Annotated in this window: 17 protein-coding genes and 3 pseudogenes; 8 read left to right on the top strand and 12 right to left on the bottom strand. The window is 63.4% G+C overall.

Features of this window, described 5'->3' with window-relative positions; translation table 11 throughout:
* Positions 1–137: 137 nt before the first annotated feature.
* Together CQ14_RS19210 and CQ14_RS19205 are read right to left on the bottom strand one after the other, a co-directional pair.
* Entirely contained in the window at positions 138–986 is an 849-nt protein-coding gene (locus tag CQ14_RS19210; RefSeq protein WP_057859382.1) for a VOC family protein, read from the bottom strand.
* On the bottom strand, positions 983–2,242 hold the full coding sequence (locus CQ14_RS19205; RefSeq protein WP_057859381.1) for a Glu/Leu/Phe/Val family dehydrogenase: 1,260 nt from the start codon (positions 2,240–2,242) through the stop codon (positions 983–985). Before CQ14_RS19205 ends, CQ14_RS19210 begins: the two co-directional genes overlap by 4 nt.
* Positions 2,243–2,465: 223 nt before the next feature.
* Here CQ14_RS19205 and CQ14_RS19200 point away from each other — a divergent pair, with 223 nt between their 5' ends.
* Positions 2,466–3,377, top strand: coding sequence for a sugar kinase (locus CQ14_RS19200; RefSeq protein WP_057859380.1), 912 nt, complete (start codon positions 2,466–2,468; stop codon positions 3,375–3,377).
* 19 nt (positions 3,378–3,396) lie between these two features.
* Positions 3,397–4,317 carry a ribokinase gene (locus CQ14_RS19195; RefSeq protein WP_057859379.1) on the top strand — a complete coding sequence of 307 codons (921 nt, stop codon included), beginning with the start codon at positions 3,397–3,399 and terminating at the stop codon, positions 4,315–4,317.
* Between the two features lie 100 nt (positions 4,318–4,417).
* Here the strand turns inward: CQ14_RS19195 and CQ14_RS19190 are convergent, their stop codons facing one another.
* Positions 4,418–5,638, bottom strand: a complete 1,221-nt coding sequence (locus tag CQ14_RS19190) for an NAD(P)/FAD-dependent oxidoreductase (protein WP_057859378.1) — start codon at positions 5,636–5,638, stop codon at positions 4,418–4,420.
* A gap of 237 nt (positions 5,639–5,875) precedes the next feature.
* Between CQ14_RS19190 and CQ14_RS19185 the strand changes: the two genes are divergently transcribed.
* The gene (locus CQ14_RS19185; protein ID WP_057859377.1) at positions 5,876–6,703 is read left to right on the top strand and encodes an enoyl-CoA hydratase/isomerase family protein; all 828 of its coding nucleotides are present in this window, start codon (positions 5,876–5,878) and stop codon (positions 6,701–6,703) included.
* A gap of 151 nt (positions 6,704–6,854) precedes the next feature.
* On the opposite strand, the gene CQ14_RS19180 is transcribed toward CQ14_RS19185, so the two are convergent.
* The 4 genes and pseudogenes from CQ14_RS19180 to CQ14_RS19170 form a co-directional block, all read right to left on the bottom strand.
* Positions 6,855–8,195 carry a TRAP transporter large permease gene (locus tag CQ14_RS19180; protein ID WP_057859376.1) on the bottom strand — a complete coding sequence of 447 codons (1,341 nt, stop codon included), beginning with the start codon at positions 8,193–8,195 and terminating at the stop codon, positions 6,855–6,857.
* Positions 8,192–8,577, bottom strand: a pseudogene (locus tag CQ14_RS19175) (TRAP transporter small permease); the annotation flags it as partial. The gene CQ14_RS19180 and the pseudogene CQ14_RS19175, both read right to left, overlap by 4 nt.
* Positions 8,578–8,631: 54 nt before the next feature.
* Positions 8,632–8,778 (bottom strand): annotated as a pseudogene (locus CQ14_RS46460) (TRAP transporter small permease); the annotation flags it as partial.
* A 143-nt stretch (positions 8,779–8,921) separates the two neighbouring features.
* Positions 8,922–9,800, bottom strand: a pseudogene (locus CQ14_RS19170) (TRAP transporter substrate-binding protein); the annotation flags it as partial.
* Between the two features lie 54 nt (positions 9,801–9,854).
* On the opposite strand from CQ14_RS19170, the gene CQ14_RS45300 reads away from it, so the two are divergent.
* Positions 9,855–10,043: hypothetical protein (locus CQ14_RS45300; RefSeq protein ID WP_210183164.1), on the top strand; the 189-nt coding region annotated here is incomplete at its 5' end.
* 32 nt (positions 10,044–10,075) lie between these two features.
* Here CQ14_RS45300 and CQ14_RS19165 read toward each other — a convergent pair.
* Positions 10,076–11,782 (bottom strand): IlvD/Edd family dehydratase, encoded by a 1,707-nt coding sequence (locus CQ14_RS19165; protein ID WP_057859375.1) that lies wholly within the window; start codon positions 11,780–11,782, stop codon positions 10,076–10,078.
* Positions 11,783–11,948: 166 nt separating this feature from the next.
* Here CQ14_RS19165 and CQ14_RS19160 point away from each other — a divergent pair, with 166 nt between their 5' ends.
* Positions 11,949–12,956 (top strand): Gfo/Idh/MocA family protein, encoded by a 1,008-nt coding sequence (locus tag CQ14_RS19160; RefSeq protein WP_057859374.1) that lies wholly within the window; start codon positions 11,949–11,951, stop codon positions 12,954–12,956.
* Positions 12,953–13,645, top strand: a complete 693-nt coding sequence (locus tag CQ14_RS19155; protein ID WP_057859373.1) for a GntR family transcriptional regulator — start codon at positions 12,953–12,955, stop codon at positions 13,643–13,645. Before CQ14_RS19160 ends, CQ14_RS19155 begins: the two co-directional genes overlap by 4 nt.
* Here the strand turns inward: CQ14_RS19155 and CQ14_RS19150 are convergent.
* Entirely contained in the window at positions 13,642–14,466 is an 825-nt protein-coding gene (locus CQ14_RS19150; RefSeq protein ID WP_057859372.1) for an NAD-dependent epimerase/dehydratase family protein, read from the bottom strand. The two genes, CQ14_RS19155 and CQ14_RS19150, sit on opposite strands and share 4 nt — an antisense overlap.
* A 94-nt stretch (positions 14,467–14,560) precedes the next feature.
* Here CQ14_RS19150 and CQ14_RS19145 point away from each other — a divergent pair, with 94 nt between their 5' ends.
* A complete protein-coding gene (locus CQ14_RS19145) occupies positions 14,561–15,529 on the top strand; it encodes an SMP-30/gluconolactonase/LRE family protein (protein WP_057859371.1) in 969 nt (322 codons plus the stop codon).
* A gap of 28 nt (positions 15,530–15,557) precedes the next feature.
* Here the strand turns inward: CQ14_RS19145 and CQ14_RS19140 are convergent, their stop codons facing one another.
* Together CQ14_RS19140 and bla are read right to left on the bottom strand one after the other, a co-directional pair.
* Complete coding sequence (locus CQ14_RS19140; protein WP_057859370.1) at positions 15,558–16,976, bottom strand: C13 family peptidase; 1,419 nt, start codon at positions 16,974–16,976, stop codon at positions 15,558–15,560.
* A 222-nt stretch (positions 16,977–17,198) separates the two neighbouring features.
* Positions 17,199–18,089: a subclass B3 metallo-beta-lactamase gene (gene bla / locus CQ14_RS19135; protein WP_057859428.1), complete on the bottom strand. Its 891-nt coding sequence runs from the start codon at positions 18,087–18,089 to the stop codon at positions 17,199–17,201.
* Between bla and CQ14_RS43695 the strand changes: the two genes are divergently transcribed.
* Positions 18,064–18,255 carry a hypothetical protein gene (locus CQ14_RS43695; RefSeq protein WP_156435137.1) on the top strand — a complete coding sequence of 64 codons (192 nt, stop codon included), beginning with the start codon at positions 18,064–18,066 and terminating at the stop codon, positions 18,253–18,255. The two genes, bla and CQ14_RS43695, sit on opposite strands and share 26 nt — an antisense overlap.
* On the opposite strand, the gene CQ14_RS19130 is transcribed toward CQ14_RS43695, so the two are convergent.
* On the bottom strand, positions 18,240–19,670 hold the full coding sequence (locus CQ14_RS19130; RefSeq protein ID WP_057859369.1) for an aldehyde dehydrogenase family protein: 1,431 nt from the start codon (positions 19,668–19,670) through the stop codon (positions 18,240–18,242). The genes CQ14_RS43695 and CQ14_RS19130 overlap by 16 nt on opposite strands.
* Between the last annotated feature and the right edge of the window lie 39 nt (positions 19,671–19,709).

Below are 19,709 nucleotides of genomic sequence, written 5' to 3'. Positions count from 1 at the left end.
CACATTGAGCGCAGCGAAAGGTGAGACGGGGTGGGGTGACGGTCTCTCCACTCGAACAGTGCCCGAGTTGAGAGATCACCCCACCCCGCCGCGCGTTGCACGCGCGTCGACCCTCCCCCTCCAGGGGAGGGTAAGCCTCACGCGTCCTTCCCCGCCGATGGCTGCACCAGCAGCGTGGGAACGCCGCAAGTGCCCTTCCTCACCGTCATGACCCGCGTTCCCGGCTTGCGACCAGTGCGGACTTCCGAGACATCGACGCCGGCCTCAACCAGCCGCGCATGGGTGGCGTCGATGTCGGCGACGCGCCAGCAGATTCCGCCGAGCTTGTCCTGGGTCGTGTCGGCGTGCTTGCCCGGCCGGTGCGAGACCTCGACGATGAGGTCGCCGCAGCGGAAGAACATCAGCCGGCCCCAATCGGGGTGGGAGCGGTCGAGCGCCATGTCGAGGCCGAGCCGCGCGCCATAGAGGGCGGCGGCCCGTTCGGGATCCGACGTCGAGACCACGACATGGTCCATCGCCGTGATCGCTCCAGAGGCGCTTCGCACCGACAGCGGACGCTCCTTGTCGCGCTCGAGGAAGAACAGGCGGACGCCACGCGTGGCTTCGGTTGCGGTCCGGGTGCGCTTCCATGACAGCGTCTCACCGGATATCGCGTCGCGGCTTTCGACCTCGGCGACGGGCTCCGGCTGCAGCGCCAGCCGATCGAGCCTGCGATGCATCCTGGCAATGTCATTGGTCCGGAAGCAGATGCTTGCGAGGCCCTCGCCTTGTGCGGCCAGTACCGCGCGAATGCGGTCCGCATCGGCTCCCTCGCCGCTCGGCGCCACCAATTCCAGCGTCGTGTTGTCGAGCGTGAACAGGACGCGATCGGCACCACCGCCCCTGTACTGCCAGGCCGGCGCGCGGGCAAACAAGGTCTGGTAGGCCGTGCTGGCCGCATTGATGTCGCTGGTGACAATGACAACGTGATCGAGGCCGGTGATCATGGGAACAAGCCTCGCGTGTTCTTGGCGGCGCGGACCTTCTCCACGCCGATCGCCATGGCCGCGGTACGATGTGGAATCTTGTCCGCCTTGGCGCGCGCCAGCATGGTGTCGAAGGCGCGATCGAGGATGGCGTATTCGCGCCGCGTCACTTCCTCTTCCTCCCAGAACAATTGCTGCAGGTCCTGCACCCATTCGAAATAGCTGACCACCACGCCGCCGGAGTTGCAGAGAATATCGGGGATCAGGAATACTTCGTCCTGGCGCTTCTCCAGCACCAGGTCGGCTTCCGGCGTGGTCGGACCGTTGGCGCCCTCCGCCAGCACACGGCACTTCAGATTTTCCGCGACCTTGGCATCGATCACGCGCTCCATCGCCGCTGGCACCAGCACGTCGCAGGGCAGCGTCAGGATTGCCCCGGGATCGAACGTGAGCTGATTGGAGAAGCCGGCGATGCTGCCATGCGCGGACGCATGCCGCATCAGCGCGGGGATATCGAGGCCGGCCGGATCATGCAGCGCGCCGGTGTGATCGCTGACGGCGATGATCTTCAGGCCATATTGTTGCAGCTCCAGCGCAGCATAGGAGCCGACATTGCCAAAGCCCTGGATCACCGCGGTGGCCGTTCCCGGATTGATCGACAGCTCCTTCAGCACGCGCTTGGCGAGATAGGCAACGCCGCGCCCGGTTGCCTCGCGCCGGCCGAGCGTGCCGCCCGACGCGACCGGCTTGCCGGTGACGATCTCGGTCACGGTCTGGCCCTGGTACATCGAATAGGTGTCCATGAACCAGGCCATCACCTGCTCGTTGGTGCCCATGTCAGGCGCCATCACGTCGGTGTGCGGGCCGACGAAGGGAATCATCTCCTGCATGTAGCGCCGCGACAGCGCTTCCAGTTCGCGCTTGGAGATGGTGGAGAGATCGACATTGACGCCGCCCTTGGCGCCGCCATAGGGCAGCCCGACCAGCGCGCATTTCCAGCTCATCCAGATCGCCAGTGCTGCGACCTCGCCGATATCGACCGAGGGCGCGAATCGCGTGCCCCCTTTGGTCGGGCCGAGGGTGAGATGATGCTGCACCCGATAGCCTTCGAACACCGCGACCGTGCCGTCGTCGCGGTGAATCGGACAGGAGACAGTAATGGCCCGCTTCGGCATCAGAATGCGGCCGCGTTCGTCCATCGGGATTTCGAGATGGTTGGCGATGACGCCAAACTGGTTAACCGCCATATCGAACACTGGACCGGAATAAACGGTCATCATTCCCCCCACTTTTGTATGCCAGCCGGGAAACCCGGGCAGCGGTCAGCCGTTATACCGCACTATGCTCGAGCTCCTAAGGACGGTCGTATTCTCCTCATACTCCCATCTCAAGCTGCAAAGACGGCAGGGTTGCGAATAATTTCAGCGAATGCATCCGATAACCGGTGCTAATGTGTGTACGCCGGGCCGGGACCACCCCTCAGCTCATGACGGAAAACGAATGCAGGCTCTCTTCATCGGACAGACCTATATCGACGTTACCTTCATCACCGACCACATGCCGACCGGCGACGAAAAACATGTGGCCTCCGCCTACGCCGTGTCCTTTGGCGGCAATGCCGTCACAGCGGCGTTCTGCTGCGCCAAGCTCGGCATCGTGCCCGACCTGATCGCCACCGTAGCGAACGACTGGCTCGGCCGCATGTTTCAGGACATGAGCGCGAAGTATGGAATCTCGATCCATCCGCGCAAGGTCAATTCCTCGTCACTGTCGTTCATCATGCCGAAGGACGGCAAGCGCGCCATCGTGCGCTGCCGCGACGACGAGCACATCCATCCCTTCCCGATGCTGAACCTGAAGGGCTGCCGCGCGCTGCATGTCGACGGCCATCAGCCCGACGCCGCAATCCATTATGCAAAGCTCTGCCGCGAGGACGGCATCCTGACCTCGCTCGACGGCGGCGGATTGCGCACCAACACCCATGAGCTCTTGGAATTCATCGATGTCGCCATCGTCGCCGAGCGGCTGTGCGAGCAGATGGACAAGACGCCGGACGGCATGCTGGATTATCTCAAGGGCCGCGGCTGCAGGGTCGGCGGCGTCACCATGGGAGAGCAAGGCCTGCTCTGGTATGACGAGACCGGTGCTGTGCGCAAGCTGCCGGCGCTGCCGATCGCGGCCGAGCGCGTGATCGATACCAACGGCGCCGGCGACGTGTTTCATGGCGCTTACGTGTTCTCGTATCTCAACAATCCCTCGAAAGGCTGGCACGAGCATTTCGAGTTTGCGCGCGCCGCCTCGACCTATAAGATCCAGCGCCTCGGCAACGAGGCTGGATTGCCGACACTTGCCGATATCGATGCGGTCAAGCAGGAATTCCAGATCGGGCGCAAGAAAGAATTTTGGGACTAGGCAATCCGTGAGAAGCAATTTGGGACGCGTGTTCGTTGCCGGCAGCATCAACATGGATGTGGTGGCGACCGCCGACCGGCATCCGAAGGTCGGCGAGACCGTCGCCGGCAAAGCCGTGCATTATTTTCCAGGCGGCAAGGGCGCCAACCAGGCGGTGGCCGCCGCCAAACTCGGTGCACCATCGACGCTGATCGGCCGGCTGGGCGTGGATGCATTCGGCCAGCAATTGCGGACGTTCCTCGCTGCGCAAGGCGTCGACCTCGCCCTGGTCCAGGACACCGCGGACGTCCATACCGGGACGGCCGTGATCACCATCGCCGACGCCGACAACACCATCGTCGTCGTGCCCGGCGCCAACGCGCTGGTCAGCGCCGAGGACGCCGCCGCCCCCGTGCTTGCCAAGGGCGACGTCGCGGTGAGCCAGTTCGAAATTCCACAAGCGACGATCAGCGCCTTCTTCCAACGGGCGCGCGCGGCCGGGGCGACCACGATCCTCAATCCGGCGCCGGCGCTCGCCTGCCCTCCCGGGCTGCTCGAACTCGTCGATATCCTCATTCTCAATGAAACCGAACTTGGGCTTCTTGCGCAGACCGCGCTTCACGATACCGACGAGCCTGCCCGCTTCGTTGAAGCCGCGCGACGCCTGCCAACCGGCCCGGACACCATCATCTGCGTCACGCTGGGCAAGCGCGGCGTGCTGGCGTTGATCGGCGGCGAGCCTTCGCTGATTGCGGGACGCGCCGTGAAGGCGGTGGATACCACCGGCGCCGGCGATTGCTTCGTCGGCGCCCTCGCCGCGCAGCTCGCCAATGGAACGGCGATCCGCGACGCGCTCGCCTACGCCAATGCCGCCGCCTCGATCTGCGTGCAGCGAATGGGTGCCGCGCCGTCGATGCCGACGGCGGCGGAGGTGGCAGAGCTACTCGCAGAGCACGCCTGACCTCGTAGGGTGGGCAAAGGCGCGTTTGCGCCGTGCCCACCATCAAGCGCTTCGCAGGAATGGTGGGCACGCTTCGCTTTGCCCACCCTACAAGTCCGGCTTAAGTCAGCGCACTCTTCAGGTCGAAGCCGGTGTCCGCCGCCTGCTCCGGCGTGATCGAGCCGCCTGCGGCAAACAGACGTCGTCCGAACATGTGATCGCCCGCGCGATTGACGGATTCGATGCCGACGAGTCGCCCGTCGCTGTAGCAAAAGGCGGAGAACGCCCCGGCTGCGCGATCGCCGCGCACCACCACCCGATCATAGCCGGTGGTCAGTCCTACCATCTGCAGCTTGTCGGGACCCTGATCGCTCCAGAACCATGGCACGCCATCATAGGGCTTGGCATCGCCGGTCAGCCGGGCAGCGACGCAGCGCGCGTGGTCGGTGGCGTTCTGCACCGACTCCAGCCGCAACGAACCGCCGAAGCGCGGGCTTTCATAGAGCGCGCAATCACCGATCGCCGAAATATTGGGATCGGCGGTGAGCAGATGCTCGTTGACGATGATGCCCGACCCGACCGGCAGGCCGGCCTGCGCCGCCAGTTCGACATTGGGCAGCACGCCGACGCCGACCACGATCAGGTCGGCCTTCAGGTGCCGGCCATCGCTGAGGCTGACGCCGGTGACCTTGTGGCCGTCGCTCTCGATGCTGGTGACCTGCACGCCGAGATGAATGCGAATGCCGGCCGCGGTATGCCGCGATTGGAAGAACTGCGAGATTTCGGCCGTCACCGCGCGCGCCATCACGCGCGGAGCAAGTTCGACGACGTCGACTTCGAGCCCCTTGGCCCGCGCCGTCGCCGCGAACTCCAGCCCGATAAAGCCGGCGCCGATGACAACGACGCGCTGGCCGGCCGTGATGTAGTCGCGCAGGGACTGGCTCTCGTCGAGAGTCCGCAAATAGCGCACGCTGTCGAGATTGGCGTTGGGGATATCGAGCAGCCGATTGCGGGCGCCGGTCGCCAGCACCAGATGGCCGTAATCCAGCGATGCGCCGGAGCCGAGCGCCACCTTGCGCGCCGCGCGGTCGATCGATACCGCGCGATCGGAGATCAGCTCGATGTTCTGGTCATGATAAAACTTTTCCGGCCGGAACATCAGGCTGTCGGGCCCCCCGGTTCCTTTCAGATAGGCCTTGGACAGCGGCGGCCGCTGGTATGGCAGATGGCCTTCATCGTTCACGAGCGCGATGCGTTCGGAAAAGCCGTGCTGGCGCAGCGAGGCTGCGAGCTGATAGCCGGCGTGGCCGGCGCCAATGATGACAACTGCTCCTGCCGTCATGGGGACATCCTACGTTCGAGCACACGGGAATGACCCATGTCGTCTCCTCTCCAGTGATTTTGGCTTGCCTGTCTCGTCCCTTGGGAACAGCGCTCGTGTCCGTCCCGGACGATGACAGGCGCTATCTGACCTCATGGCACGAACGGACGCAAGGGCGTCGGCGGCCCTGAGGGCGGCCTTTGCCGCATTTTTGCCGGTCCATCTCGGGGATTGTCACCTCCTGCCTTCAGTATTTAAATGCCCGGCCCATCCTCGCGCCCCCGAGGCCTTGCCATGTCAACCTCCGATGATACCGCCGCCCCTGCCCTGCTCAGGATCGAAGGCCCGATTGCCACGATCACGCTCAACCGGCCCGCAGCCTTCAACTCGATCAATCTCTCGATCGCGCAAAAGCTCGAGCAGCTCGGCGCCGAGGTCGAGGCCAACGCCAATGTCCGGGTGCTGGTGATCGAGGGCGAAGGCCGCGCCTTCTCGGCAGGCGGCGATCTGCAGACCATCGGCGCCGCCGCCGCCAACGATACGGTGGCGCCCGTGGTCGGGGAATTGCTGAAACATTATCACGCCTTCATCGAGACACTCCGGCGGATGCCCAAGATCGTTCTCTCCAGCGTCAACGGCTCCGCCGCCGGCGCCGGCATGGGGCTCGCCTTCGTCACCGACCTCTGCATCGCCGCCGACGACGCCCGCTTCACGCCGGCCTACGCCAAGATCGGCGTCTCGCCTGACGGCGGCAGCACGGTCGGCATGGTCGGCACCGTAGGAACCCGCCGCGCGCTGCAGATCTTTCTGGCCGAGGACAGTTTTACCGCGCAGCAGGCCTATGAATGGGGCCTGGTCGCCCGCGTCGTACCGGCGGCAGAGTTGAAAGCGCAAACGCGCAAATTCGCCGAACGGCTGGCGCAGAACCCGCCCGCGGCCATCGCGGGCACCAAACCGCTGGTCTATCGGGCCGCGGTGTCGCCGGTAAAGCAGCAGCTCGATGCCGAGGAAGCGAACATCATCGACGCCATGCTGACCGAAGATTTTCGTGTTGCCGTGAAGAAGTTCACCAGCAAGGGGAAGTAGCGGCGCGCTGATGCCGCCCACCCAGCTGTCATCATCCGCGACAGCGGATGATGACAGTACGCCGCGCCCTCTCGCTTCAAAAATCAATGCCTCGGCGTACTGGATGCCCCGCCTTCGCGGGGCATGACGACCGATGGATGGGCGCGCACCATCAATTCGGGCAGATATACCCCGACCCCGACGGCGACTTGAAGCAGCCGACCGATTCCGGAATCACCTGCTTCGGCAGCCACAGCACGACCTTCGGGAAATAGATCGTGAAGGTGATGGTTACGAGGAACACCACGTAGATCGGCAGCGCCGCGCGTAAGGCTTTTGAGAACGGAACCCCGACGAATTTCGACGCCATCAGCAGCACCAGCCCGTAAGGAGGCGTGATCAGTCCGAATGCCAGCGTCGCGATCAGGACGACGCCCATGTGGACGGCGTTGATGTCACCGGCTTGCGTCAGCGTGTTCACCAGCGGCATGAAGATGATGATGGTCGGCACCGGCTCGATGAAATCGCCGACCACGGTGAATAGCAGCACCAGGAGCAGCATGATCAGATGCGGATCGTTGCCGGCGATCGAGATGATCCAGTCGGCGATCACGGAGGCGCCGCGCAAATAGGCCAGCATCCAGCCGAAGGCGTTGGCGGCGCCGATCGTGATCAGCGGCAGCGAGAAGATGAGCCCGGCGAGGCAGAAATCATAGGGGATCTTCATGAAGTGCCCGCGATTGAGCGCGGGGATCACGACGGCAATGATCCAGATCACGGCGACCACGCCAGCCTCTGTCGGCGTGAAGGCGCCGGTCAGGATGCCGCCGAGCAGGATGACGGGGATCATCAGCGGCAGGGCCGCATCGCCCGCCGCGAACACGATCTGCCGTAGCGGCGCGCGCGGCCTTTGCATCCCCGTCGGCCCGAAGAAGAAACAATAGATCATCAGGCCGAAGCCGATCATCAGCCCGGGCACGACGCCGGCCATGAACAGCCCGGCAATCGAGACGTTGCCGACCGCGCCATAGACGACGGCTGTAATACTCGGCGGCACCAGCGCCGCGATGGTGGACGCGGCGGCGATGATCGCGGCAATGAAGGCGGGGCTGTAGCCCTCCTTCTTCATGGGCCCGCCCAGCGCCCGTGTCATCACCGCGACGTCGGCGGTGGTCGATCCCGACATTTCCGAGAAGAACATCGAAAACACGACCACGACCTGCGACAGCCCGCCCCTGATATGCCCGACCAGCGACAGCGACAGGTTCGCTATTCGCACCACCACGTTGGCCGAGCTCATGAGTTCGCCGACGAGCAGGAAGAACGGGATCGCCAGCAGCGCTTCGGAATCCACGCCGTCAAAAATCTTCTGCATGATCGCGGCGAGCGAGACGTCGGCAAGCAGCGCGCCGACGAAGACGCCAGCCATCAGCGAGAACGGCACGGGCACGCCGAGATAGCCGAAGAACAGGAAGCAGAACGTCATCAGGCCGAGAATGACGGGCGGGCTCACGGCTGCCCCCTGTTCTGGAATCTGGTTTCGACGGGCGGAATGTCACCGGCGTCTTCAAGCGGCTCGGGATGGTCGAAGCCGTTGCGGATTCCGTTGACCAGCTGCTCGATGGTGAACAGCGCGATCAGCGCACCGGACAACGGGATCGCGGCATAGAGCGAGGCGATCGGCGTGTTCGACGGCAGCCGGAAACTGCCGAAGCCACGGAGATAATTGATGTAGCCGTAGTAGATCAGAACCCCCGCCACCGCGAGCACCACGACGCGGATCAGGATTTCGACGATCAGCCGCGGCGTACCATGCATCGCCTCGGAGACCGCCGTCAGATAGAGATGATCGTTGCGGCGCGTAGCGACCGCGGCGCCGATGAAGATCGCATAGANTGAACAGCGTCGAGGTAGCTTCCTGCAGCCATAACCAAGGGCTGCCGAGGGTNCCGCGTGACGATATCGGCCGTGACCGAAAGTGAAAATCCAAAACACAGTATGCCGCAGATCACCATCAGGATCAGTTCGAGCCTGTCTAGCGACTGCCACTTCAGATGATGCTGGCGCTGCAGCACCAGTTTGTCGGCAATGGACATCTTTATTCCAAGTGATGGCGGGAAAGGCAGACAAACCCTCATCCTGAGGAGCGGCCTTTCGGCCGCGTCTCGAAGGATGAGGCCCGTATCTCGGCCTCGTTGTTCGAGACGGGCGCCATGTGCGCGCTCCTCACCGTGAGGAGCTAATTGATCGCCCGGATCAGCGTCTTGATCTTGTCGGCGTGCGGGCCGAGATCCTTGGCGAGCTTGTCGAGATAGGGATCGGCGATCTTCTGGAAGCTCGCCTTGTCGACGTCCTTGACGATCTTGACGCCCATTTTCTCGAGCTTGGTCGCGGCAGCGTTCTCGAGATCGAAGGCCCGCTTTGGCTCCTGCATGCTGACGTCCCGCGCGGCGGCCAGCACCCATTTGCGCTGGTCGGCATTGAGGCCCTGCCACAGCCTGTCACTGATCCAGACGACGCAATTGTTCGCCTCATGCCCGGTCGTCGACAGGACCGGTGCCACCTCATAATGCTTGTTGATCATGTAGACGTTGACCGCGTTCTCACCGAAATCGACCACGCCGGTCTGCAGCGAAGTGTAGACGCTGCCGAACGGCATATGCACCGTCTGGGCGCTATAGGCCGGAAACATCATGTCCTCGGTCGCGGTCGCCTGGACGCGGACCTTCAGGCCCTTCATGTCCTCGGGCTTGCGCACTTCCTTCTTGCCGTACATGTGCCGGAAGCCCTGCGTGCAGAGGCCGATGGCGTGAATGCCCTGCGTGGTAGAGTCGATCATGTCGCGCACGGCTTCGAACACCTTCTCGTCGCCGAGCGCCTTGATGTTGTGCTCCTCGGAACGGAACAGGAAGTGCAGCGACATCACGCCGGCCTGCGGCGAGATCGTCGAGGTGTTGGCTGACGACACCACCGCAAAATCGAGATCCCCGGCCTTCACGAGTTGCAGGAGCTGGGGCTCCTGCCCAAGCTGCGCGCCGGGAAATTGGTCGACCAGCATCGTGCCCTTGCTCAGCTCTTTCAGCTTCGCCGAGAAGATGTCGTAGGCGATGCTGTAGCCNGGAGTTGAGCTGCTGATCGTGCGCGAAGCGGTAATGCTTGGTTTCCTGCGCANCCTGCGCTGGTGGCGAACAAGACGGCCACAGCGGCCATCGCTGCGAATATCGATTTCCCTGGATTCCCCATGACGCGCTCCCCCGTTGGTTTGATTTTTCCCAATCAAACCACTGAGGTCGCCAGATTGTCAATAAAGCATCCAAATTATCCGCCGGATTTGGCCAAATGGGCCCCATTTCGGCAATAATTATCGACAATTCAATACGCCGGCTTGGAAAGCTAATCCTTCCCCTGCCCGCGCATGAAGTCGAAGTCGCAGCCCTCGTCGGCCTGCAGGATGGTCTCGTTGAACAGATGCGCGTAGCCGCGCCTGGCCCAATCGGGAGTGACAGCCGGCGCAAGCGATACGCGGCGCTTCTCCAGTTCAGCTTCGTCGACCAGCAGATCGATGCTGCGCTTCGCAACGTCGAGTCGGATCATGTCGCCATTCTTCACCAGCGCCAGCGGTCCGCCGACGGCGGATTCGGGCGTGATATGCAGTACGATGGTGCCGAACGCCGTGCCGCTCATGCGCGCATCCGATATCCGCACCATGTCCTTGGTGCCGCCGCGTGCGAGTTTCTTCGGGATCGGCAGATAGCCGGCTTCCGGCATGCCCGGCGCACCCTTGGGGCCGGCATTGCGCAGCACCAGCACGTCGTCGGCGTTGACGTCGAGATCGGGATCGTCGACCCGCAGCGTCATGTCCTCGACGGACTCGAACACCACGGCGCGGCCGGTATGCTGCAGCAGTTTCGGGCTCGCCGCCGACTGCTTGATGACGGCCCCGCGCGGCGCGAGATTGCCGTGCAGCACCGCCATCGCGCCTTCGCTCTTGATCGGATTGTCACGCGGGCGGATCGCGTCCTGTCCCGGCACATCTTCCGCGCCGTCCACAACCTCGCGCAGCGTCTGTCCGGTGATGGTCTTGGCGTCGAGATCGATGAGATCACCGAGTTGTGCCATTAGTTTCGGCACGCCCCCGGCATGATGGAAGTGCTCCATGTAATGCTCACCTGATGGCTTCAGATCGACGAGCACGGGCACCTCGCGACCTAGCTGGTCGAATGTTTCGAGGTCGATCTTGTGCGGCGAGCGATGCGCGATCGCGGTGAGGTGGATCAGGCCATTGGTCGAGCCGCCGATCGCCTGCAGCACCACCTGCGCATTGCGGAACGACGCCGGCGTCAGCAATTCGCTGGGCTTGGGTCCCTTCGCCCTGGCCATCGTGGCGGCAACCCTGCCGCTGGCTTCCGCCGAACGAAACCGCTCGGCATGCGGCGCCGGGATCGTTGCACTCATCGGCAGCGACAGCCCGAGCGCCTCGGTGATGCAGGCCATGGTGCTGGCGGTGCCCATCACCATGCAGGTGCCGACCGACGGCGCGAGCCGTCCGTTGACGTCTTCGATCTCCACATCATCAATTTCGCCGGCGCGATACTTCGCCCACAGTCGGCGGCAATCGGTGCAGGCGCCCAGCACCTCGCCCTTGTGATGCCCGACCACCATGGGACCTACGGGAATCACGACCGTCGGCAGATCGGCGGAGATCGCAGCCATGATCTGCGCCGGCAGGGTCTTGTCGCAACCGCCGATCACCACCACGGCGTCCATCGGCTGGGCGCGGATCATCTCCTCGGTATCCATCGCCATCAGATTGCGAAGATACATCGAGGTCGGAAACGCAAAGCTCTCGGCGATCGAGATCGTTGGGAACACCATCGGCATCGCGCCCGACAGCATCACGCCGCGCTTCACCGCCTCGATGATCTGGGGAACGTTGCCGTGACAGGGATTGTAGTCGCTGTAGGTATTGGTGATGCCGACGATCGGCCGATTGAGCGCATCGTCGGAATAGCCCATAGCCTTGATGAAGGCCTTGCGCAGGAACAGCGAGAAGCCAGCGTCGCCATAACTCGTCAGTCCCTTGCGAAGTCCATCGGCCATTTTTTTCTTCCTGTCGTCATGGATGGGCACTTAAGGAGCCCGGCAGATTATTGTCAATATCGATCAATCTATGCCGAATGGCAGGTCATACCTGCCAACATAGTGCCATATTATTGACAATGGCACGCTTGCGTGCTGATTTCCGGTCCAAACTGGAAACGCGTCCATGAACCAACCGTTGCGTATCGGCCTCATCGGCGCCGGCATGGTGAGCCGCCATCATCTCATCGCCTGGGCGAGTCTATCAGATCAAGCCCGCGTGGTGGCGATCGCCGATCCTGTCGCGGAGAATGCCGCGCGGCGCGCGAGCGAGTTCGGGATCGAGCAGACCTTCGCGGACGCCGAGACGATGCTCGCCGCGACGGAACTCGACGCCATCGATATCGCAGCGCCCCGCGAGATGCACGCGCCACTGGTGCGACTCGCTGCCGCAAAGCGACTGCCGGTGCTTTGCCAGAAGCCGCTCGCGCCCAACCTGCCGGAGGCGACCGAGCTCGCCGCTGAAGTCGCGAATTTGACGCGGCTGATGGTGCACGAGAATTGGCGCTTCCGCGGCTATTACCGCGACGCGGCCGCATGGCTACGTGAGGGACGCATCGGCAAGGTCAAGCAGGCGCAATTGACGCTTCTGACGTCGGGCGTGCTGCCGGGCCCGGACGGACTTTGCCCGGCGCTGGAGCGGCAGCCCTTCATGCGCCGGGAACGGCGCATGCTGGTCGCGGAGGTGCTGATCCATCATCTCGATACGCTGCGCATGTTGCTCGGGCCGCTGCAGGTGACTGCGGCGCAGCTCTCCCGTTCCAGCGATCGCCTTGCCGGCGAAGACGGCGCGGTGATCCAGCTTCGTACCGATAGCGGCGCAGGCGTCACGGTCTTTGCCAGCTTCGCCGCCCATGGGCATCCGGCCGCGCAGGTCGACCGCCTGGAGATACTCGGCGACAAGGGCGCGATCCGGCTCGACGGGCCGTCACTGACATGCTCGGGCACATCGCCCGGCGAGCGCACCTACGATATCGCGGTCGAGTATCAGGGCTCCTATAACCGGACGATCGCGCATTTCGTGACCGCCCTCCGCGACAATACGCCCTTCGAGACGGCGCCGCCGGACAACCTCCAGACCTTGCGCCTGGTCGAGGATTGCTATCGGCTGTCGGGCTGGGAGGCCTCGCGATGAAGGCGCAGGAATCGTTGACGGAGACTTCCTCGCCGACGCGCGAGGAGGAGCAGGCGGAGGTCATCCGCCGGCTGGAAGAGGACATCATCTTCGGCCGCTTCGCGCCGGGTTTGCGGCTGATCGAGGACACGCTGATGCAGCGCTACGGCGCCAGCCGGCATTTCGTCCGCCAGGCGCTGTTCCAGCTCGAACGCCAGGGCATCGTGCTGCGCGAGAAAAATATCGGCGCCACGGTGCGGTTCTATTCGGCCGAGGAGGTGCGCCAGATCTATGAGGTCCGCGAGATGCTGACGCGGCAGGCGGCGCTGATGATCACCCTGCCCGCCCCCGCCAGCCTGATCGAGCAGTTGACCGAGTTGCAGCGGCAATATTGCGCCAGGGCCGACGCGCAGGACCTGCGCGGCATCCACGAGGCCAACGATGCCTTTCACGTCGCGTTGTTTTCGGCCTGCGGCAACCCCTATCTGGTGCGCTCGCTGCAGGACTACATGAACCTGACGCTGCCGATGCGCGCGAAGAATCTCGCCGACCGTGAAGGGCTGGCGCTGTCGCGCCGCCAGCACGAACTGATGATCGAGCTTCTGAAGGGCCGCGACAGCTGGGCGCTGGCGCAGCTCTGCGTCGATCACATGCAGTACAGCAAGTCGGACTATCTCGGGCGGATCGCTGGGGATGAAGGCAAGCGCTAGCGCTTGCTCCAATCCACGATCCTGCCCTTGTCGCCGTCGAACTCCATGCTGCAGAACGTGCCGCCCTGGTAGTAGTCGCCGACCGGGTCCGGCTTCAGCTTGGCCTGTTCGGCCATCGCGTGTTCGCGGAAATCTTCTCCGCGGCCGGTCGGGCGGTAGCCGAGTTCATAGGCGCGATGATTGTCCCACCACGCCCGCTCATTGTAGGAGGCGCCGTAGAAGATCTCGAAGTGAATGTCGGGATGATCGATCCCGATGCGGCAGAGCTGCACCAGGTCTTCCGGCTTCAGCCAGATCGACAGCCGGCGATGGTCCAGCGGCATTTCGCCGAAATTCCCGATCCGGATGCAGGTGACACCGAGCCCGTGCTTGTCGGCATAGAGCGCGCCTACCGCTTCGCCAAACACCTTGCTGACGCCATAGCGGCTGTCCGGGCGCGCGGTGACGTCGGTGCCGATCCGGTGATGGCGCGGATAGAAGCCGACCGCATGGTTTGACGAGGCGAACACCACGCGCTTGACGCCCTTCTTCCGCGCCGCCTCGAACAGATTGTAGCCGCCGATGATGTTGGACTGCAGGATCGAATCCCAGGGACCTTCCACCGAATAGCCGCCGAAATGCAGAATGCCGTCGACGCCCTCGCAGATCGCCTCGACCTGCGCCATGTCGGCGAGATCGGCTGCCTTGAACTTCTCGTCCTTGCCGAGATCGGCCGGCGCCTTCAAATCGCTCAGCAGCAGGTCGGGATAGATCGGCGGCAACAGCTTGCGCAGGGATCTGCCGATCCCGCCGGCAGCGCCGGTCATCAATATGCGTGGCATTTGTTTCCTCTTGGTCTCGCGATCGATTTGCGGTCATTAGCAGGTAATGATAGCTAACCCAAACGCTCTGGGAACGCACCAACGAGAACAGCAAATGTCCGATGCAGCATCGCATTCAGCCGGCTGGCGCCCGGCGACCTACTACCCCGATCCGGCCATCCGTGCACTCGATCCGCGCTTCGAGAAGTATTGGCTCAAGCTGTCCGCCGTGGAGCGGCTGACCACCGGCCTGCGCTGGGCCGAAGGGCCAGTGTGGTTCGGCGACGGGCGCTATCTCTTGTGCAGCGACATCCCGAACCAGCGCATCATCAAGTGGGAGGAGGAGACCGGCGCGGTCAGCATCTTCCGCAAGCCGTCGAACTTCGCCAACGGCAATACCCGCGACCGGCAGGGACGGCTCGTCACCTGCGAGCATGGCGGCCGGCGCGTGACGCGCACCGAATATGACGGCTCGATCACGGTGCTGATCGATTCCTTCGACGGCAAGCGGCTCAACTCGCCCAACGACGTCGTCGTGAAATCCGACGGCTCGATCTGGTTTACCGATCCGACTTTCGGCCTGCTCGGCAATTACGAGGGCTACAAGGCCGAGCCGGAGATCGACGCCAATGTCTATCGTCTCGATGCCGCGACCGGCAAGGCGACCATCGTTGCCGAGGGCGTGCTGGGGCCGAACGGGCTCGCCTTCTCGCCGGACGAGAAGATTCTCTACATCATCGAATCCCGCGGGGTGCCCAACCGCAAGATCCTCGCCTATGACGTCTCGCCTTCCGGCGACAAGCTTTCCAGCAAGCGCGTATTTGTCGATGCCGGCCCGGGCACGCCGGATGGTTTCCGCGTCGACATCGACGGCAATCTCTGGTGCGGCTGGGGCATGGGCGATCCCGAACTCGACGGTGTGGTCGTGTTCGCGCCCGACGGCGTCATGATCGGTCGCATTGCGCTGCCCGAGCGCTGCGCCAATCTGTGCTTCGGCGGCGTGAAGCGCAACCGCCTGTTCATGGCCGCGAGCCAATCGATCTACGCGCTCTATGTGAACACGCAGGGCGCGCCGGGCGGATGATGCCGATCAGGCAATGACGTGCCTGCGACTATCGTTCTTCGGAAAGCGCCTGCACCCTGCTGCCGCGCTTGAGTCTTGCGGCAAGTTTCTCGGAGATCGCGGCGCCGAAATGGCCTTGCGGCGATGACGTCGGAATATCGTCGCGGGCTTCCCATTGTGAAATCTTCGCCTTCGCACTTTCGAATGCCGCTTCCAGCGATATTTCCGCGCCGAGGCTTTGATTGAAGAAGGCGTCGCCGAAATAGGTCCATTCGCGTTCATTCGAGCAGCCGAATGACGTACTGTTCTCATCTGCCGCCGTCAGCACGATGCTATCCGGCGACGCGAGAGCCTTGACGAAGATGCCGGAATAGCAGGCCGAAACGATGATGACACGATTGCGGATACCCTCGCGATCGAGGACGGAAGCGACCTGATCCGGCCCGAGCACAGCAGTGACCGCGTCCCCGAGCTCGAGTGCGACACCCGTCGGCCCGCCATGCGAGGTGATGAACACCACCAGAACGTCTTCGTCCTTGTTCATGGTCCCGGCCACGGCACGCACGGCAGCGGCAAAATTCGTGCGGTTGGCCACCGGCTGCGTTTCCAGCGTGTCGCGATGATTGACGAGCCGGATCACACCGCGATCCGTGTCGAGCGACCTGTTCAGGGCCGCCAGTCCGCCGTTCATCTCCTTGATGAAGACATCCTGCGCTGACCAGCCGGCGATGCCGATGGCATAGATATCCGTCGTGCCCTTGCGCTCCGGCAATAGCTTCTTCAATTCGGCTTCGAGAAGATGTGGCTGCGACAGTTCGACAGCCGCGACATCGACTGGAGGCAAGTCGACATCGGCATTCGGCGGTTTGAAGAACCTGGCGTAGCTCCACTCGTAGACATTGTAGGACGACCGCGTGGAATCGCCACCGAGGAATGTCGGATATGCCGGCAAGGCAACGACCGCCACACCTGCCATGACAGACAGCCCGAACGCCCGGAAGACAGGGCTCTGATACGGTCCGACGCCGGCGCCCCGGAGAATCGCGACAACGGCGCCGATCCACCAGACCACCACAATCAACCAGGCAAAGATGATCTTGTCCGACGCAGTCCACATCTCCGGCACCAGGCTTCGGAACTCGAACGGCAAGCGGCTGGCCGCGATTACTGTCCATTCGAGCAGCACGATGAGACATGCAAGCCGGGCGAGGACGATTGCGCGATCTTGCGAGACGAACAGCAACGTCACCGCGACAAAGACCGCCATCGCGGCGATGATCGAATTGATGCCGTAGAGAGTGAAGGCTGCAGGTCCGCTGATGACGAGATACTGGCGGGCGGCTTCGGACGCCATCGCCATTGCGACGAAGACAAGGGCTACGCCGACGGAAACCGGGCGATCGGCCGCGGTGCTCCGCCAACGCGCCGCGCGCAGCGCCGCTCGTATGACATGCAGAAAATTCTTCATTCCATTCGCTCAACCGCAAACCCGACCGCCAGACAGTGACGGCAGAAGACCAACGATTGATTGATCCGGTCGGCGAAATTCATTCGAATTGCAAGATTTTTCCGTATCACCTTCAGTTGTACGCCCACTTTGGGTTGCGGGCAAGTCTGCATTAACCACGCGCGCGGTTCCAATCCGCATCGGACGGATCAATACGCGTGACTGAAGGGCCTTTTCGTCAATTCACCCCTTCTTCTCCTGCGCGGCGGCGGTCTGCTTGACCAGCGCATCTTCGAACGCCTTTTCCAGCGTTGCCGCGTAGTCGTTGAACTCGCCGGGATTGACGAACGGATTGGGTCCGCCTTCGCTGAGCTTGGCGCGCTTTTCCGCCATCTTGTACATTTCCGGATGCGGCGCGAGCAGCACATCCACCTTCATGTCCCTGGCGCGCGCGAACGTCTTGCGGTAATCGGCGACGATCCCGGAATAAGTCGGATTGGGAACGAGGCGGTTGAGCGCCACGGTGCCGCTGCAGAAGATGAGGACCGAGCGCGTCGCATCGCCGTCCTTCACGGAGAATTCCCAGCTCGTGCAGCCCGGCGAGTGGCCGGGCGTTTCGCGGGCGGTCAGCGTGACATCGCCCACCGTAACCTTGTCGCCTTCGCGCACGGTGCGGTCGACCTTCACCGGCGGGAATTTGAGCGCGTCGTCCTCCTGCGCGCCCGGATAGTATCCGCCTTCGAGCAGCGGCTTGTCGGCTTCGCCGGCGACCATCTGGGCGCCGCTGGCCTGTTTCATTTCGGCAAGGCCGCCGGTGTGGTCGATATGCGCGTGGGTGTTGACGAGATATTTGATGTCGGTGAGCTTGAAGCCGAGCTTTTCGATGTTCGCTTTGATCTGCGAGGTTGCTTCCGGCATCACCATATCGACCAGGATATGGCCCTGCGGCGACGTGATCAGGTATGACGCCAGGCCGTTGGTTCCGACATAATAGACGTTGCCGATCATCTTGAACGGCTCGGTCGGCGTGTTCCACTTCGCCCTGAGGGTCTGGAGCAGATCCTTAACGGTCTGGGCCTGTACGGTTCCGGCAAGCGGCAACAGCGCGATGAGCGCAACGACGATCTTCTTCACGGGCATCCTCCATCTTTTCTTTTTGCGTCGTCGCCATGTCGGCTCGCGCATTGCCGTCAGTTTTAGCCTGACGGCGATTCTGGTCAAAAAAATGCCGGCCGCGGTTCCGCAGCCGGCATCCTTTATGAACGGCGCGAGCGCCGCATCGATTTACGCGGCGTTGTAACCGGCGACCGCCTTGACCTCGAGATATTCCTCGAGGCCGTACTTGCCCCACTCGCGGCCGTTGCCGGACTGCTTGTAGCCGCCGAACGGCGCGGTGCGGTCGTTCGGCACGCCCTGCAGGTTGACGTTGCCGGCGCGGATCTGGCGGGCCACGCGACGCGCGCTTTCCACCGTATCGCCCGAGACGTAACCGGCTAGACCATAGGGCGTGTCGTTGGCGATCTTCACCGCATCGGCTTCATCCTTGGCGCCGATGATCGTCAGCACCGGTCCGAAGATTTCCTCGCGGGCGATCGTCATTTCGTTGGTGACGTCGGCGAAGATGGTCGGGCGGACATAGAAGCCCTTGTTGACGCCCTCGGGGAGACCGGGGCCGCCGGCAACGAGCGTGGCGCCCTCGTCGATGCCCTTCTGGATCAGCGCCTGGATCTTGTCCCACTGGCCACGGTTGACCACCGGGCCGATGGTGGTGCCTTCGGCGCGGGGATCTCCGGCCTTGGTCTTGTCGGCGACGCCCTTCGCAATGGCAGCGACTTCCTTCATCTTCGACAGCGGCACGATCATCCGCGACGGTGCGTTGCACGACTGTCCCGAGTTGTTGAACATGTGCATCACGCCGCCGGTGACCGCCTTGGTGAGGTCGGCGCCTTCGAGGATGACGTTCGGCGACTTGCCGCCGAGCTCCTGGCTGACGCGCTTGACGGTCGGCGCGGCGCGCTTGGCAACGTCGACGCCGGCGCGGGTCGAGCCGGTGAACGAGATCATGTCGATGTCGGGATGCTCGGCCATCGCAGCGCCGACTTCGGGGCCGAGGCCGTTGAGCAGGTTGAACACGCCCTTCGGCACGCCGGCTTCATGCAGGATCTCGGCGAAGATCAGCGCCGAGGTCGGCGTGAATTCGGACGGCTTCAGGATCATGGTGCAGCCGGCGGCGAGCGCGGGCGCGACCTTGCAGGCGATCTGGTTCAGCGGCCAGTTCCAGGGCGTGATCATGCCGATGACGCCGACCGGCTCGCGCACGACGACGGCCGTGCCGACCGTCTCTTCGAAGTGGTAGTTTTTGAGGACTTCCAAAGTGGAGGCGATATGGCCGAGGCCGGCGCCGGCCTGCAGACGTTCGGCCATCGGCAGCGGCGCGCCCATCTCGTCGGAGACGGCGGCGCCGATCTCCTTCATGCGGCCCTTGTAGACCTCGATGATCTTTTCCAGCAGCGCGATGCGCTCCTCGCGGCTGGTCTGCGAGTAGGTCACGAAAGCGCGCTTGGCGGCGGCAACGGCCTTGTCGAGGTCGGCCTTGGAGCCGAGCGCAACTTCATACATCGCTTCTTCGGTCGCCGGATTGACGACGGGGGTGGACTTCTTGACGGCGGGATCGACCCAGGCGCCATCGATGTAGAATTGCATGCGATTGACCATCGGAAACCTCTTTGTCTCGGAGCAATTGAGGAGGAACGG

This window comes from Bradyrhizobium lablabi (genome assembly GCF_001440475.1).
Classification (GTDB): Bacteria; Pseudomonadota; Alphaproteobacteria; order Rhizobiales; family Xanthobacteraceae; genus Bradyrhizobium; species Bradyrhizobium lablabi.
The sequence above is the reverse complement of the archived record's forward strand: the minus strand, read 5'-3'. Positions and strand labels throughout refer to the sequence as shown.